We start from the raw sequence: 15,605 nt of genomic DNA, 5'->3' as shown, positions 1-15,605 counted from the left end.
GATTGCGATGTCGAAATGGGTTACTTGTCGTGATCAATATCCAGTTTGGTAAACGTCACCTGTCCACCTTCACTGGTGTACCCGGTGTTGTCCTGCACATACACGCCGGCCTTGAAGTACAGCGGCTTGTCGCGCCAGGTCGCGCTGATCTGGGAGTCCCACTGATAGCCCGCCGCACTCACGCCCAGGGCACCGCCGGGGCTCAAGTGGATGAGGTAGTTGAATTCGCGATCAAGCTTGACGCCGGTGGCGAGGGTGATGACGCGGCTTTCGGCGTCGTCCGGGCGCATGCGCACTTTGATCACCAGATTGCCGGTCTGGGTTTTTTCCTTGTACTGATATTCGAGCTTGACCATCGGCCGCTGGCTTTCGTACGCGTGGATCTGGCCGATGACGATCTTGCCCGAGCTCGGCACCTTGTTCACCGCGAGGGTCGCGCGCAGCAGGTTGTCGGCGTCCGGGTAGTACCAGTTGCGCAGGGTGCCGTTGCTGTAGGTTTCGCGCAGTTCGGTACGCGGGTAGATGGCGTTTTCGGTTTTCGAGCCAGTCACCGGGGACCAGAAGAACAGGGTGCCGGTGTCGGAATGGAAGTACTGATCCTTGAAGCCATCCACCAGTTTTGAGGTTTCGACGGTGTACGGCGGGCTGCCAACAGGAACGCTGAGGTTCCAGGTTGCGAGGTCGATCATGACGGTTCTTCCAATCAATTCATCCGGAACGCCGGTGCCAGAAGCTCTAGCCCGCGCGTTTTCGGGCGTCTTTATAAGCGTAGCGGCAATTTTTGTTAATGCCCGCCTGGCGATTACTTGACGTCAAAGTCCTGTCGAAATGCCATCCCGCCCGGTTTTCGGGGGCTGTAGCGGTGACCGTTAGTCGGCTGGGTTGAGCATTGTTTAAATGATGGCGGGATGACAGCTTCTGCTTTCACTGATCCGCGTCTAGAGTGAAGGCTCAGTACGTCTATGGTTTTGCCGGCAACCGGTCCCGATAAGAGAAGCAGCATGGAATGCGCGCAACCCCAGCCAGGTGAAGGCAGCTCGGTCCTTTTGATCGTCGATGATTACCCCGAAAATCTGATCAGCATGCGCGCGTTGCTGCAGCGTCAGGATTGGCACGTGATGACCGCCGCCTCGGGTTTCGAGGCGCTGAACCTTTTGCTCGAACACGACATCGACCTGGTCCTGCTCGATGTGCAGATGCCCGGCATGGACGGTTTCGAGGTCGCGCGCTTGATGCGCGGCAGCCAGCGCACGCGGCTGACGCCGATCATTTTCCTCACCGCCAACGAGCAATCTCAGGACGCCGTGATCAAAGGCTATGCCAGCGGCGCGGTGGATTACCTGTTCAAGCCGTTCGATCCGCAAATCCTCAAGCCCAAGGTCCAGGCGCTGCTCGAGCACCAGCGCAATCGCCGTGCCTTGCAACGCCTGAGTCATGACCTGGAAGTGGCGCGCGCCTTCAATGCCTCAGTGCTGGACAACGCCGCCGAAGGCATTCTGGTGTTGAGCGAGGACGGCGTGATCCGCTTCGCCAACCCGGCGATTTCGCGACTGCTCAATGCGCCGGTGAAGGATCTGGAAGGCAAGGAGTTTCTCGATTTCCTGCAGAAGCCACACATTCCCCTGTGGGCCGATTCCGAGTTCTACGCCGGCTACCAACGCGGGGAAACCCTGCGCCTGCATGATGCGTTGTTGCGCACCGCGCCTGGGCAGCAAGTGCCGGTGGCCTTGTCCTGCGCACCGCTGCCCTCGGAACAGCATGCGATGGTGGTGACGGTGCTGGACATGTCGGTGGTGCGTCACTTGCACCAGCAACTGGAATTCCAGGCGGTAACCGATCCGCTGACCGGGCTGCTCAACCGGCGCGGGTTCTACCAGACCGTGGAAAACCTGCTGTTGCGCGGCGAACGCAGCGACAGCAGTTGGGTGTTGCTCTACCTCGATCTCGACGGCTTCAAACGGGTCAACGATTCCCTCGGTCACGATGCCGGCGATCGCGTGTTGCGCTGGGTTTCCGAGCAATTGAAAGCGTGCCTGCGGCCGTTCGATATTCTCGCGCGCATGGGCGGCGATGAATTCACCGCGTTGCTGGATCTGGAGTTTCCCGAGCAAGCGGCGAAGATTGCCGAAAAACTCATCGAACGGGTATCGGTGTGTCAGCAGATCGAAGGTCTGGATATCGTCCTTGGCGCCAGTATCGGCATTGCCACTTATCCCGACTGCGGGCGCAATCTCGACGGTTTGCTGCGCGCCTCGGACATCGCTATGTACGAGGCCAAGCGCGCCGGGCGTCAGCAATATCGTTTCTATGACCCTGAAATGAACGGCCGCGCACGCTCGCGTCTGATGCTGGAAGACAGCGTGCGTGAGGCCATCGAGAATCGCGATTTCAATTTGGTCTATCAGCCGCAGGTGGCGATCGGCAGCGGACAGATCCGTGGGTTCGAGGCGTTGCTGCGCTGGCAGCATCCGAGCGTCGGCGATGTGCCGCCGGGGTTGTTTCTGCCATTGCTGGAAGAGGCGCGCTTGATCAGTCGCCTCGGCAGCTGGATCTATCACCGTGGCGCCGGTCAGCGCAAAGCCTGGGAAACCTTGTTCGCCGAAGATCTGGTGCTCGGCGTGAGCCTGAGCAATACCCAGTTCGGCCTGCCGAATCTGGTCACTGAGTTGCGTCAAGTCATGGAACGCCATGCGCTGCAACCGCGGCAACTGGAAGTCGAAGTCACCGAAGAAGCGTTGATGCAAGACCCGGACGAAACCCGCAAGCAACTGCGGCTACTGCGTCATCTCGGGGTGCGCGTGGCGCTGGATGATTTTGGTTCGGGGCCGTGCTCGCTGGCGCATCTGCGCGATCTGGAACTGGACACGCTGAAGCTCGACCGCCATTTGATCGCGCGCCTGCCGGACTCGCCACGGGATGCGGCGCTGGTGCGCATGGTCATCGACCTGTGCAAGCAATACGGTCTGCTGGTGATTGCCGAAGGAGTGGAAACCCTCGAGCAATATCAGTGGCTGCAAGCCCATGGCTGCGAATACGTGCAGGGCTTCCTCGTCGCGCGGCCGTTGATCGCCGAAGACGCGGTCAGCTTCGTTGAACCGTTTGACTGGAGCGCGTTGCCCGGTTGAATTCGCTACACTGGCGGACCTTTTTCGAACCGCGTCGCTTGTCCATGACTGTGTTGAAGTACCTCCAGGCCTACCCCGCGCAATTGCAGGATCAGGTGCGCCAACTGATCGCCGAAGGGCGCCTGGGTGAATACCTGAATCAGCGCTATTCAGGGCGACACGACGTGCAGAGCGACAAGGCCTTGTACAGCTACGCGCTGGATCTCAAGCAGCAGTACATGCGCAATGCGCCGGCCATCGACAAAGTGCTGTTCGACAACCGCCTCGACCTGACCCACCGCGCGCTCGGCCTGCACAGCACGGTTTCGCGGGTGCAGGGCGGCAAGCTCAAGGCCAGCAAGGAAATTCGCATCGCCGCGCTGTTCAAGGACGCCGCGCCGGATTTTCTGAAGATGATCGTGGTGCACGAGCTGGCGCACTTCAAGGAGTCGGATCACAACAAGGCGTTCTATAAACTGTGCGAGCACATGCTGCCGGGGTATCACCAGATCGAGTTCGATCTGCGTGTGTACCTGACGTGGCGGGATATGCAGTAAAGATCAAAAGATCGCAGCCTTCGGCAGCTCCTGCAGTTGAAATGCGATCTTCTGTAGGAGCTGCCGAAGGCTGCGATCTTTTAACGGTGGGAGTGTTTAGATGGACGTAAGCAAGACCAAAAGCAGTTTCTATCGCCGTTTGTACGTGGCTTATCTCATCGATAGCGGCCTGGCGCCGAGTGTGCCGACGCTGACCGAAGTCACCGGCATGCCGCGACGCACGGCGCAGGACACGATTGCCGCGCTGGCCGATCTGGACATCATCTGCGAGTTCGAACAGGAAGAGGGCGCACGCAATCATGCCGGGCGCTATCGGATTCGTGAGTGGGGAGCGATTGATCGCGGATGGATCGAGCGCAATTTGCGGCAGATAAAAGCGGTGCTGGAATACCCCTGATTCCTGCGGCGCCTGAACTGACGCAATCGCTGGCAAGCCAGCTCCCACAGGGATCTCCAGCGAACACGGTTTTCGTGAACGAGTGATGAACCTGTGGGAGCTGGCTTGCCAGCGATGAGGCCCTCAAGAACGACGCATGCCGATATGTGGAATGTCATCCTCGAGATATTCCTCACCCACCACGACAAACCCGTACCTGCCGTAATACCCCTGCAAGTGTGCCTGCGCCGACAGATAGATCGGTACCTGCGGCCAGTGCTTTTCGGCCTGCTTCAGCGCCTGTTCCATCATCGCGTGGCCCAACCCTTTGCCACGGCCGGCGGGCGCGGTCACCACGCGGCCAATCACCACGTCGCCGCCCTGGGATTCCGGATCCAGCAGGCGCAGGTAAGCCATCAACTGATCATCCTCCCAACCCATCAGGTGATGGGTATCGCCCTCCAGATCCTGGCCGTCGAGATCCGGGTAGGCGCATTTCTGTTCGACCACGAATACATCAGAGCGCAGCTTCAACGAGGCGTACAACTGCTCTTTGCCCAGATCGCGATGATGTTTGCAGATCCACTCGATTGTCATTTTTCGATTCCTTGACCATGTCGCCCGATACTAAGCGCAGCTGCGCCATATGTCTGTATGGCGCAACAGTCTGTGATAAAGGTCAAAATGCCACCATTCCTTTCTCGCGCCCGCCGAGACTTTGTGTAATCTGCTCAAGAGCACTGCGCACTGGTTCCCATGAGCTAATGTTCAATGCTTGGGTTTTGCCGGTAAGGGGCCTTTGGTTTTGACGTGAAACCACGTCGGGCGGTTGCCCGCTGAGGATGTTCAAGCATGCTGCGATTGCTTCAAGCCGTTGCTTTGATCGGACTGCTGGTGCTGGGCCAGGATGCTGCGGCGCAGAAGCTGCGGCTGGCGTTCGATAATTGGCCGCCGTTTACCGACGATGCACTGGTCAACGGTGGACTGGCCACCGACATTGTCAGCACCGCACTGGCTCGCGCCGGTTATGCCAGCGGTTACGAACAAGTGCCGTGGGCGCGAGCATTGCTGGGGATTGGCGAGGGGCGTTACGACGTACTGGTCAACGCTTGGTACAACGACGAACGCACGCAGATCGGTCAGTTTTCCGGTGAGTACCTGATCAACCGCATCCGCTTCCTCAAGCGCAAAGACGCACCCATCGACTACAGCAACCTCGAGCAACTGCACACTTACCCGATTGCCGTGGTGCGCGGGTACGCCTATTCCGCACCTTTCGATGCCGATACGGCGATGCAGAAAGTCCCTGTGCACAACTTCGCCATGGGCGTGCGCATGCTCGCGGCGGACCGGGTCAAGCTGACCCTGGAGGATGAGTACGTGGCCAAGTATTACCTGGCACGGGAATCGGCCAAGGTACGCAATTCGGTGGAGTTTTTACCCAAGCCGTTGAGTGAGAATAGCCTGCATATTCTGGTCAGCCTGAAGAACCCGCAGCATGAGCAGATCGTCGCCGGGTTTGATCGAGCGATCGAGGCGATGAAGGCTGACGGGACTTATGAGAAGTTATTGCGGCGGCATGGAATGTGAAGGGTGATCCGGCAATTTCTTTGTGGCTGATGACCTCTTCGCGAGCAGGCTCGCTCCCACAATTTGAAATGCATACCCTGTGGGAGCGAGCCTGCTCGCGAACGCGTCGTCTCAGGCGCCGCTGATTTCGGCAGTGTCCTTGATCAAATGCGCCGCCAACGTCCGAAGCGGCCCCAACTGCCGGCAAATCAGCGCCAGCTGCGTCTGCACCAACCGTTGCCCTTCATCGATTTCATCCGGCATCTGTTCCAGCTCATTGGCCAGCGCTTCCTCGTCATCACTCTGAATCGCAATCGGCTGCTTGCTCGCCAAACCATGAGCGATTTCGTCGATGCTGGTCGCCAGTTTCACCCCGGCGCCTTCGATCAGATGCTCCCGCACCTCCGCTGGCAACTGTGTTTCACGGTGCGCGCCGAGCCCTGACAAATAGCTGAGCAACGTGTGCGACAGCACTAGGAAACGGAAGCCGACATCCGCCTCCTTACGGAAATGCCCCGGCTCCATGAGCATGTTCGCCAGTGTCGTCGACAGCGCCGCGTCAGCGTTATGGGCGTTGCGTCGGGCCAGGCGATAAGCGAGGTCATCGCTTTTGCCGGCGGCGTATTGCTGCATGATCTGGCGCAGGTAGATGCTGTTGCAGGTCAGGGTGTTGGCCAGCACTTTGTTCAGGCGCCGACCCTGCCAGTCCGGCAGGAACAGGAACACCGCCAGACCTGCGATCAGGCTGCCCAGCAGGGTATCGAACAGCCGTGGCAGGAACAGCCCGTAGCCATCGCCGACCTGATTGAAGCAGAACAGCACCATGATCGTGATCGCCGCCGTTGCCAGGGTGTAGCGGGTGGTGCGGTTGGTAAAGAACACCACACCGGCAGCGATGGCGAAGCACGATTGCACCACCGGGTTGGGGAACAGATCGAACAGCGCCCAGGCCACCGTCAGGCCAATGGCCGTGCCGATGATCCGCTGGCCGAGTTTGCGCCGGGTCGCGCCGTAGTTCGGCTGGCAGACGAACAGCGTGGTGAGGATGATCCAGTAGCCTTGCGACGGGTGGATCAGGTGCACCATGCCGTAGCCGATGCTCAGTGCCAGCGGTAGGCGCAGGGCATGGCGGAACAGCAGCGAGGTCGGCGTCAGTTGCGTACGCAGGCGAATCCACACGTCCTTGAGATTACGCGGTGAGCGGTCGAGCAGGCTGCTGTCGGTGGCGTCCGCCAGGGCATCGGGGTTGCTGGCATCGCTGAGCAGTCGGTCGAGGGTGCCGAGGTTGGCCGCCAAGGCGCGCAGCGAGCGCAGCAGGCCGCGCCATGCCGGATTGCTCTGGATGCGTAAATGTTCGAGGGAGGCATGCAGGTCGTTCAGGGCTTCGGCGAAACTGGCGTCGTAGATGAATGGCTGGCGCATCTGGATCGATTCGGCCAAGGCCCGGCAGGCCTTGCCTTGCTGGCGCAGCAGGCGCTGGCAGCGGAACAGCACGTCGCTGTGGAAGAACGCTTCGGCCAGCGCGTTGTAAGGATAGTGCGAAGAGCTGGCGCGTTCGTGAATGTCCTGCGCGAGGAAATACAGCTTCAGATAACGGCTGACTTTCGAGCCGGGTCGACCGTTGCCGACCCGATGCAGGATGATTTCCTTGGCCGTGTTCAGGGCGGCGACCACCCGGCCATTCTGCTGCGCCAGTTCGAGGCGGCGGGCTTCGACGTCCATCTGCCGGATCGGCTCGAACAGCGAAGATTTCAGCTTCAGATAAAGGCCCAGCTCGCGGAACAGCCGCGCCAGACTCTGCTGCACCGGTTGATTGGAAAACAGCGCCTGCCACAGCACCGAGAGCAGGCCGTACCACGCCGCGCCAGCGACCAGCAGCATCGGTTCGTGCCAGAAATCAGTGACCGCGCCGCCGCGCTGATCAACGCCGATCATCGTGTACACCGACAGAATCAGCGTCGCCGAAGCGATCGCGCCGTAACGCTCGCCCAGCGCACCGAGCATGGTCAGGCCGAAACTGGCCAGCGCCAGGGCCACGGCGAAAATGATCGGGTAGGGAAACAGCAATTCCACCGACAGCGCGGCGATGCTGAAACACACCAGTGTCACCGCGAGGGCGTTGAGACGACCCTGCCAACTGTCGTCGGTCTCGGCCAGGGCGCTGGCGATGATGCCGAGGAACAACGGGATCAGCAGGCCCATTTCATCCTGATACCAGCACAGCGCCATGCTGCCGGTCAGGGCGATGAATACCCGCACGCTGTAGCTGAATTTATCCAGCGCCCACAGGCGCCGCAAAGACTGACGAAACGAGGTCGAGGACATGAAGTGCGAAGGCCTTCCGAGGCGATGCCGCTAAATTGAGCCAGTAATGACGCCGACGCAATGGCGCCGAGCACATCTGACAGCAAAAAGTGTTCCTTTTACTTACACCACAAACCATTGTGGGAGCGAGCCTGCTCGCGAAAGCGGAGTGTCATTCAACATTGATGTCGACTGGTACACCGCATTCGCGAGCAGGCTCGCTCCCACAGGGTTTTGTATTTGGCCTTGAGTTAAGCGTACTGCGCGGCGGCGTAACCGGAGGCCCAGGCCCACTGGAAATTGAAGCCGCCCAGATGCCCAGTGACGTCGAGCACTTCCCCAATAAAGTACAGGCCCGGGCTTTTCAGCGACTCCATGGTCTTCGACGACACCTCGCGGGTGTCGACGCCGCCCAGGGTCACCTCAGCCGTGCGATAGCCTTCAGTCCCCGCCGGCACAACCTTCCAGCTGCCGAGCTTCTCGGCAATCTCCGCCAGTTCGGCGTGGGTGTACTGCTTCATCGGTTTGGAGACAAACCAGTTGTCCGCCAGCAGATTGGCCATCTTCTTGGTGAAGATCTCGCCAAGCAAAGTTTTCAACTCGCTGTTCGGACGCTCGGCGACTTGCTGTTGCAACCAGCTCGCCGCGTCGTGATCCGGCAGCAGGTTGATCTCCACCGTGTCGCCGGGCTCCCAGAACGAACTGATCTGCAAGATCGCCGGGCCACTGAGGCCACGATGGGTGAACAGGATGTTCTCGCGAAAGCTCTGGTCATTGCAGCTGACCAGACAATCCACCGAGGTGCCGGACAGCTCTGTGCACAACTCCTTGAGCTGGTCGGTGATGGTGAACGGCACCAGCCCGGCGCGGGTCGGCAGCAGTTCATGGCCGAACTGTTTGGCGACCTGGTAACCGAAACCGGTAGCGCCCAGGGTCGGAATCGACAGGCCGCCGGTGGCGATCACCAGCGATTGGCACTGGACTTGGCCGAGGGTGGTGTCGAGCAGATAACCACTGGCGGTTTTTTCGATGGTCTGGATCGAGGTGTCCAGGTGCAGCTCGACGCCGGCCTGATCGCATTCATCAAGGAGCATGCCGAGGATGTCGCTGGACTTGTTATCGCAAAACAGTTGGCCGAGTTTCTTCTCGTGGTACGGCACACCGTGCTTGCCCACCAGACCGATGAAATCCCACTGGGTGTAACGCGCCAGCGCCGATTTGCAGAAATGCGGATTCTGCGAGAGGAAATTGCTCGGTTCGGTGTACATGTTGGTGAAATTGCAGCGACCGCCGCCGGACATGAGGATTTTCTTGCCGGCCTTGTTCGCGTGGTCGAGCAGCAACACCTGACGCCCGCGTCCGGCGGCGGTCAGGGCACACATCAAGCCGGCCGCGCCAGCGCCAATGATCACGACTTCGGTAGAGCGCAAAACGGTGTCCTCTTGGTGGGTCGCTACAAAACAAACTGTGGGAGCGAGCCTGCTCGCGAAAGCGTTGTGTCATTCAACAATGATGTCGACTGACAGATTGCATTCGCGAGCAGGCTCGCTCCCACAGGGGATCTCCTATGGATGGAAGATCGCTTACAGAATGCGTACGCGCAACGAGCGGCCCTTGATCTTGCCGTCGTTCAGGCGCTGCAAGGCCTGCATGGCCACGGTGCGCTCGACAGCGACATAGGCCTGGAAATCGAAGATGGCGATTTTGCCAACCTGCGCGCCGGGAATGCCCGCTTCGCCGGTCAGTGCGCCAAGAATGTCGCCCGGGCGCACTTTGTCTTTGCGGCCAGCGCCGATGCACAGGGTGGTCATCGGCGGTTGCAGCGGCGCCAGGCCCTGGGACTTGAGGTTGTCGATCTGATCCCAGTTCAGGGGCGCTTTCTGCAGTTTTTCGATGGCTTGCGCACGATGCGCTTCGGACGGCGCGACCAGACTGATGGCGATGCCTTTCTCGCCGGCACGACCGGTACGGCCAACGCGGTGGATGTGGATTTCCGAATCGCGCGCCAGCTCGACGTTGATCACCATGTCCAGCGCATCGATATCCAGACCACGGGCCGCGACGTCGGTGGCAACCAGCACCGAGGTGCTGCGGTTGGCGAACATTGCCAGCACCTGATCGCGGTCACGCTGTTCCAGATCGCCGTGCAGGCCAACAGCGGAAATGCCTTTGGCGGTCAGGTGATCGACGGTTTCCTGCACTTGCTGCTTGGTGAAGCAGAACGCCACGCAGGACGCCGGACGGAAGTGGTGCAGGACTTTGGTCACCGCGCTCATGCGCTCTTCCGGCGAGATCTCGTAGAAGCGCTGCTCGATCTGCGTGTCGTCGTGGAAGGCTTCAGCCTTGACGGTCTGCGGATCGCGCATGAATTTCGAGGCCAGTTGCTTGATGCCCACCGGGTAGGTCGCGGAGAACAGCAGAGTCTGCCGGCGCTCCGGGGTCTTGATGATGATGTCTTCGATCGCGTCGTAGAAGCCCATGTCGAGCATGCGGTCGGCTTCGTCGAGGATCAGCGTGTTCAGGCCATCGAGCACCAGCGAACCCTTGCGCAAATGCTGCTGAATGCGCCCCGGGGTGCCGACGATGATGTGCGCGCCGTGCTCCAGCGAAGCGATCTGCGGGCCGAACGACACGCCGCCGCACAGGGTCAGGACCTTGATGTTGTCTTCGGCACGGGCCAGACGACGGATTTCCTTGGCCACCTGGTCGGCCAGCTCACGCGTCGGGCAGATCACCAGTGCCTGGCAACCGAAGTAGCGCGGGTTGATCGGGTTGAGCAGGCCGATGCCGAACGCGGCGGTCTTGCCGCTGCCGGTCTTGGCCTGGGCGATCAGGTCCATCCCCTTGAGGATCACCGGCAAGCTCTGCGCCTGGATCGGCGTCATCTGGGCATAACCGAGTGATTCGAGGTTAGCCAGCATGGCGGCGGACAGCGGCAGAGTATTAAAAGCGGTGGCGATGGTGGTCACGGGACTGGCCTGCAAAACAAAATGTCGCGCAGTGTAGCAGCCCCGTGCCGGTTTCCTCGACAGTTCTGGACGAACAGCGATTGAACCCGAGGCAGGGATTAACTGTGGCGAGGGGATTTATCTGTGGCGAGGGGATTTATCCCCGATGGGGTGCGCAGCACCCCCAATACCTGCCACCTCGATTCATCAGGCTGACCGCATCCAACCTTTTTGGGGCTGCTGCGCAACCCAGCGGGAATAAATCCCCTCGCCACAGAAGTCAAAGAACTCCTTCAGCAGAATCAGTGTTCGATGTGTTCTTGTGGACGTTTCGCCCGGCGCCCGTCTTCCTTCGACAGTTGCGAGAAGATCGTCGCCGCCAGCATCGCCATCACGCCGACCGTGACGAAGGTCAGTTGGAACGCACCGAGTACGGTTTCCACGCCATCGTTGCCGACCTTCGCAGTGAAGCCGCCGAGCAGCGCGCCGGCGCAGGCCACGCCGAGGCTCAGCGACAATTGCGCGACCACCGACAGCAAACTGTTGCCGCTACTGGCGCTGGCATCGTCGAGGTCGATCAGCGTCACCGTATTCATCGCGGTGAATTGCAGCGAGTTGATTGCCCCCAGCACCGCCAGCAGGCATAGCAGCAGCCAGTACGGCGTGTGTTCGCTGACCAGACCCATGCTCGCCAGCATGATCCCCAACGCCAGGGTGTTGCCGGTGAGCACGATGCGATAGCCGAGGCGTTCGATCAGCGGCCGCGCGACCCACTTGGCGACCATCGCCGCAGCGGCCAGCGGCAACATGCTCATCCCGGCTTGCGACGGCGAATAGCCCAACGCCACTTGCAACAGCAGCGGAACCAGAAATGGCAGAGCACCGCTGCCCAGTCGCGCGAACAGGTTGCCGAGAATGCCCACGGCGAACGTGCGGGTCTTGAACAGCGAAGGCGCAAACAGCGGATTCTCGATATGCCCGGCGCGCAGCCAGTACGCCGCCAGACAGGCCATGCCGGCGAACAGCAGCAGCATCACCCGCAGGTGCGGCAGGTGCAGTTCGCCAAGACCTTCCATGGCGATGGTGATGAGGATCATCGCCGCGCCGAACAGCAGAAAACCGAGGCTGTCGAAGCGGGTGCGCTCCGTGCCGCGCAGGTCGGGAATGAACTTCCACACCGCATAACAGCCGATCACCCCGACCGGCAGATTGATCAGGAAGATCCAGTGCCACGTCACGTATTCCACCATCCAGCCGCCCATGGTCGGGCCGATCAGCGGGCCGAGCAGGCCGGGAATGGTGATGAAACCCATGATTCGCACCAGTTCCGAGCGCGGGTACGCACGCAGCACCACCAGCCGCCCGACCGGCAACATCAGCGCACCGCCGAGGCCCTGAATCACCCGCGCACCGATGAGCATGCTCAGGCTGCTGGATAACGCGCATAGCAACGAGCCCAAGCTGAACAGCAGAATCGCGCCGAAGAAGATTTTCTTGGTGCCGAAGCGGTCGGCGATCCAGCCAGAGGCCGGGATCAGCAGGGCCACGGTAAGCATGTAGGCGATGATCACGCCCTGCATGCGCAACGGGTCTTCGGCCAGATCGCTGGCCATGGCCGGCAGCGCGGTATTGAGGATGGTCCCGTCGAGGGACTGCATGAAGAACGCAATGGCGACGACCCACGGCAACCAGCGGGCGGTGATGGCGTCGAGAGGCGGGCGGTTGGGCATGGAACCTCTTGTGTCAGTGCATATTCAGAGTCGAGCGCGGTCAGTGTGGGAGCGAGCCTGCTCGCGAAGAGGCCATTTCATTCAACATTGATGTCGATTGATCTACCGCTTTCGCGAGCAGGCTCGCTCCCACAGGTTTTGCATTTACAGCGTCAGCGTGAGTCGGCTGACCAGCGCCCCGGGCAACAGCGATGACGAGGTATTGCGCTGGCTGTACGTACTCGCCGACAGCAGCAGCTCACGCTCGGTGGTCAGTGCCTCCAACTGCGAACCGAGCAGGTTGTAGGCGCTATCGTCGAAGCGCATGGTGCTGACCGGCGCCTGGATTTCGCCGTTCTCGACCCAGAAGGTCGCGAAGCGGGTCATGCCGGTCATGCGCGCCGCCGGTTGATCCGAGTAGTTCAGATACCACAGGTTGCTGATATACAGCCCGGTGCCCAACTGCTTGAGGATCTCTTGCTGCGACAGATCACCGGCGGCCATGTTCAACGCACTGGGCATCTCGCCGCCGCCCGCACCGTTCGCCGCCAGACCATATTCGGCGGCGCTGCGCGAGCCCACCAGTTGATCGCCGGCCTTGCCCTCGATGATCAGACGCAGATCGCTGCGCGGATAACCCTCGGCGGAAAACGCCGGGCTCAGGGACTCGCTGACTTTTTCGTCCAGCGACAGCAACGGGCTGAACGCCTGATCGCCGACGTAGAGCTTCTGCAACGGGCTGCTCTTGCTGGCGATCGATTGCGCCGAGAACCCGCCCCAACTGAGCATGCCCATGATTTCTTCCAGTGCCGCCGGTGCCAGATAGGCGCGGTACTGCCCCGGTGCCAGGGTGCGTAACGGTCGGCCGAGAAACTCAAGCTGTTCGCGTGCCTGGGCGAAACGGCGGGCAAACCCTTCGTCGCTCCAGTCATGCCCGGCGTAGCTGGCCTTCACCGCTTCACCGTTTTCGTGGAACAGGCTGAAGTCGAAATTGAAGCTGTTGGCTTCATGCCAGCCGAACGCGCCAGCGGAGCTGGCAAAGCCACGGCTGATCGGACCGGCAGCATAAAAACCGACCAGATCGAGACCTTCAGCGGCGGCGCAGATTTGCCCGACGACATCTTCGGTGTCCGGCAGCGGATGCGCTTGTACGTGCGTGCTCTGCCAGCTGTTGTGATTGAGCAGCAAGTACGGGTCCTGCGGCAGCAGCGGCAAGGTTTCGCGCAATTGTTGCAGGCCTTCGGCGAGCCGTTGCAGATCGGCTTCCTGATCCCCGGACAAGGTGATCTGCAGGTCGGCGTGGCGACCGTCGTTGATCAGTTTCAGGCCGACGTTGGCCTGCTGCACTTGCCCGGCCTGGCGCACCTTGGCGTGATTGAAGCGCACGAACGCCGAGGCTTCGGCGGCGTAGCTGAGCGTGAACTGTTCCGGCTCGCGCACGCTGTCGCGCAGCCAGTTGACCATGACCTTGAAGGCGTCGGACTGACGCTTCGAAATGCTCATCAGGCGTCTCCCCCAAACACATCAATGTTGCTGAATACGCAGGCCGGCGAAGCATGGCCGACGCGAATCACCTGGTTCGGTTCGCCCTTGCCGCAGTTCGGCGTGCCCAGCACCTTGACGGTGCTGGCATCGCCGACGGCGCGCAGGCTCTTCCAGAAGTGCGCGGAAATCGCCCGGTAGTTGGGGTTTTTTACCACGCCTTTCAGTTCACCATGCTCGATCAACTGGCCCCATTCGCAGCCGAACTGGAATTTGTTGCGCGCATCGTCGATCGACCACGAACGGTTGGTGCTCATCAGAATGCCGTGCTCGATACCGCCGATCATCTGCTCCAGCGTTTGATCACCCGGCTCGATGTTGAGGTTGGCCATGCGGTCGATCGGCGGCCGGTTCCAACCGCAGGCGCGGCTGTTGGCAACGCCATCGAGGCCGGCGCGATATTGCGACAGCGCTCCGCCTAGTGGCCGCAGCAACAGGCCGTCGCGAATCAGGAATTGTTTGCTCGCCGCGGTGCCGTCGTCGTCATGGCCGTAGCTGGCGAGTTCTTCCGGGATGCCGGGGTCGAAAGTCACGTTGAGCAAATTCGAGCCGTATTGCAGGCTGCCGAAATCGCTGGTCTTGACGAAACTGGTGCCGGCGTAATTGCGCTCATCGCCGAGGATGCGGTCGAGCTCCAGCGGGTGACCGATGGACTCGTGGATCTGCAGCATCATCTGATCAGGCATCAGCAGCAGGTCGCGCCGGCCTTGCGGGGTGTTCGGCGCGAGCAGCAGTTGCAGGGCCTGGTCGGCGACTTGCGGACCGGCACCGACCAGACCGCAGCGGCTGATGACATCGGCGCCACCCTGCTGGCCGAAGTTCTCGCGGCCGAGGCTGCGGGTCTGGCTGTCGTTGCCGTCGTAGGCGGTGACGTCGAGGCTCGGATAGACAAAGCGCTGGGCCTGACGCAATTCGGCGCCGGCGCTGCTCAGGTAGATCTGCTCGACGTTAGTGATGCCGATGCTCACCTGCCAATTGACCAGGCGCTCATCCTTGGGCACCGAGGCGGATTCCGCGCCGAGCAGATCGAAGCATTCGCTCAGGGACGGGAAGGGCTGTTCGAGATTGGGTGAAAAATAATCAGCGCGATCGCTGGAAAGCGGCTGCTCGCGCAGATCGAGCAAGGCGTGCGGCTTGAGCCGGCGGGCCTGTTGCTCAGCGCGCTCGAGAGCGGCTTGCAGGCCTTGTTGCGAGAGGTCATTGGTCGCCGCATAGGCTTCGACGCCATTGACCCGGACGGTGAGCATCACCCCTTCATCGCGGCTCAAACTCGGCGGTTCGGCGACGTTCTTGCGCACCGATAGATACTGCCCGGACTCGCGCACATATCGCAGGGAAAAAAATTCAGCGCCCGTGCGCAAGGCAGCAAAGCGCTGCTTGAGCTGGGGGTGGAAATCGAACATTCGGGAACCTCCTTGTAATGGAGTAGCGGCATGGCGACAGCGGGGAGGGGTGAAACGGTTGTGCGAGGTCTAGAGTAGGCCTGCGTGGGGGTA

Annotated in this window: 12 protein-coding genes; 4 read left to right on the top strand and 8 right to left on the bottom strand. The window is 60.9% G+C overall.

Translation table 11 applies throughout. The features are described 5' to 3' along the window. Positions 1-20: 20 nt before the first annotated feature. Entirely contained in the window at positions 21-689 is a 669-nt protein-coding gene (locus tag AB4N73_RS19580) for a polysaccharide lyase family 7 protein (protein ID WP_016772792.1), read from the bottom strand. Between the two features lie 312 nt (positions 690-1,001). Between AB4N73_RS19580 and AB4N73_RS19575 the strand changes: the two genes are divergently transcribed. The 3 genes from AB4N73_RS19575 to AB4N73_RS19565 all read left to right on the top strand — a co-directional run bounded on the left by AB4N73_RS19575 (position 1,002) and on the right by AB4N73_RS19565 (position 4,058). Beyond that, positions 1,002-3,125, top strand: coding sequence for a putative bifunctional diguanylate cyclase/phosphodiesterase (locus tag AB4N73_RS19575; RefSeq protein WP_041476777.1), 2,124 nt, complete (start codon positions 1,002-1,004; stop codon positions 3,123-3,125). 44 nt (positions 3,126-3,169) lie between these two features. Then, a complete protein-coding gene (locus tag AB4N73_RS19570) occupies positions 3,170-3,661 on the top strand; it encodes a YgjP-like metallopeptidase domain-containing protein (RefSeq protein ID WP_150743451.1) in 492 nt (163 codons plus the stop codon). 100 nt (positions 3,662-3,761) lie between these two features. Further along, positions 3,762-4,058 (top strand): winged helix-turn-helix domain-containing protein, encoded by a 297-nt coding sequence (locus tag AB4N73_RS19565; RefSeq protein ID WP_016772794.1) that lies wholly within the window; start codon positions 3,762-3,764, stop codon positions 4,056-4,058. A gap of 123 nt (positions 4,059-4,181) precedes the next feature. Here the strand turns inward: AB4N73_RS19565 and AB4N73_RS19560 are convergent, their stop codons facing one another. Then, positions 4,182-4,634: a GNAT family N-acetyltransferase gene (locus AB4N73_RS19560; protein ID WP_150743452.1), complete on the bottom strand. Its 453-nt coding sequence runs from the start codon at positions 4,632-4,634 to the stop codon at positions 4,182-4,184. Positions 4,635-4,889: 255 nt separating this feature from the next. Here AB4N73_RS19560 and AB4N73_RS19555 point away from each other — a divergent pair, with 255 nt between their 5' ends. Continuing rightward, the gene (locus tag AB4N73_RS19555; RefSeq protein WP_041476775.1) at positions 4,890-5,627 is read left to right on the top strand and encodes a substrate-binding periplasmic protein; all 738 of its coding nucleotides are present in this window, start codon (positions 4,890-4,892) and stop codon (positions 5,625-5,627) included. A gap of 111 nt (positions 5,628-5,738) precedes the next feature. Here AB4N73_RS19555 and yccS read toward each other — a convergent pair whose 3' ends face one another. From yccS to AB4N73_RS19525, 6 genes are all read right to left on the bottom strand, one after another. After that, positions 5,739-7,931 carry a YccS family putative transporter gene (gene yccS / locus AB4N73_RS19550; RefSeq protein ID WP_095181360.1) on the bottom strand — a complete coding sequence of 731 codons (2,193 nt, stop codon included), beginning with the start codon at positions 7,929-7,931 and terminating at the stop codon, positions 5,739-5,741. Between the two features lie 230 nt (positions 7,932-8,161). Further along, positions 8,162-9,340 (bottom strand): BaiN/RdsA family NAD(P)/FAD-dependent oxidoreductase, encoded by a 1,179-nt coding sequence (locus tag AB4N73_RS19545; RefSeq protein ID WP_460142438.1) that lies wholly within the window; start codon positions 9,338-9,340, stop codon positions 8,162-8,164. 153 nt (positions 9,341-9,493) lie between these two features. Beyond that, positions 9,494-10,831, bottom strand: a complete 1,338-nt coding sequence (gene dbpA, locus AB4N73_RS19540; protein ID WP_460143598.1) for an ATP-dependent RNA helicase DbpA — start codon at positions 10,829-10,831, stop codon at positions 9,494-9,496. A 329-nt stretch (positions 10,832-11,160) separates the two neighbouring features. Next, entirely contained in the window at positions 11,161-12,588 is a 1,428-nt protein-coding gene (gene mdtD / locus AB4N73_RS19535; RefSeq protein ID WP_353189024.1) for a multidrug transporter subunit MdtD, read from the bottom strand. A gap of 144 nt (positions 12,589-12,732) precedes the next feature. Next, positions 12,733-14,070, bottom strand: a complete 1,338-nt coding sequence (locus AB4N73_RS19530; RefSeq protein ID WP_056786510.1) for a TldD/PmbA family protein — start codon at positions 14,068-14,070, stop codon at positions 12,733-12,735. Further along, a complete protein-coding gene (locus AB4N73_RS19525) occupies positions 14,070-15,512 on the bottom strand; it encodes a TldD/PmbA family protein (protein ID WP_252884949.1) in 1,443 nt (480 codons plus the stop codon). Before AB4N73_RS19525 ends, AB4N73_RS19530 begins: the two co-directional genes overlap by 1 nt. Between the last annotated feature and the right edge of the window lie 93 nt (positions 15,513-15,605).

It is taken from the genome of Pseudomonas sp. S3_B08 (assembly GCF_054667725.1).
Note: the sequence above shows the minus strand (reverse complement) of the source record. Positions and strands in the feature narration are given on the sequence as shown.

Bases quoted from the DNA above. Each gene is read 5' to 3' on its own strand.
- AB4N73_RS19580 (WP_016772792.1), bottom strand. From the start codon at position 689: ATGATCGACCTCGCAACCTGGAACCTCAGCGTTCCTGTTGGCAGCCCG.
- AB4N73_RS19575 (WP_041476777.1), top strand. From the start codon at position 1,002: ATGGAATGCGCGCAACCCCAGCCAGGTGAAGGCAGCTCGGTCCTTTTG.
- AB4N73_RS19570 (WP_150743451.1), top strand. From the start codon at position 3,170: ATGACTGTGTTGAAGTACCTCCAGGCCTACCCCGCGCAATTGCAGGAT.
- AB4N73_RS19565 (WP_016772794.1), top strand. From the start codon at position 3,762: ATGGACGTAAGCAAGACCAAAAGCAGTTTCTATCGCCGTTTGTACGTG.
- AB4N73_RS19560 (WP_150743452.1), bottom strand. From the start codon at position 4,634: ATGACAATCGAGTGGATCTGCAAACATCATCGCGATCTGGGCAAAGAG.
- AB4N73_RS19555 (WP_041476775.1), top strand. From the start codon at position 4,890: ATGCTGCGATTGCTTCAAGCCGTTGCTTTGATCGGACTGCTGGTGCTG.
- yccS (WP_095181360.1), bottom strand. From the start codon at position 7,931: ATGTCCTCGACCTCGTTTCGTCAGTCTTTGCGGCGCCTGTGGGCGCTG.
- dbpA (WP_460143598.1), bottom strand. From the start codon at position 10,831: ATGCTGGCTAACCTCGAATCACTCGGTTATGCCCAGATGACGCCGATC.
- mdtD (WP_353189024.1), bottom strand. From the start codon at position 12,588: ATGCCCAACCGCCCGCCTCTCGACGCCATCACCGCCCGCTGGTTGCCG.
- AB4N73_RS19530 (WP_056786510.1), bottom strand. From the start codon at position 14,070: ATGAGCATTTCGAAGCGTCAGTCCGACGCCTTCAAGGTCATGGTCAAC.
- AB4N73_RS19525 (WP_252884949.1), bottom strand. From the start codon at position 15,512: ATGTTCGATTTCCACCCCCAGCTCAAGCAGCGCTTTGCTGCCTTGCGC.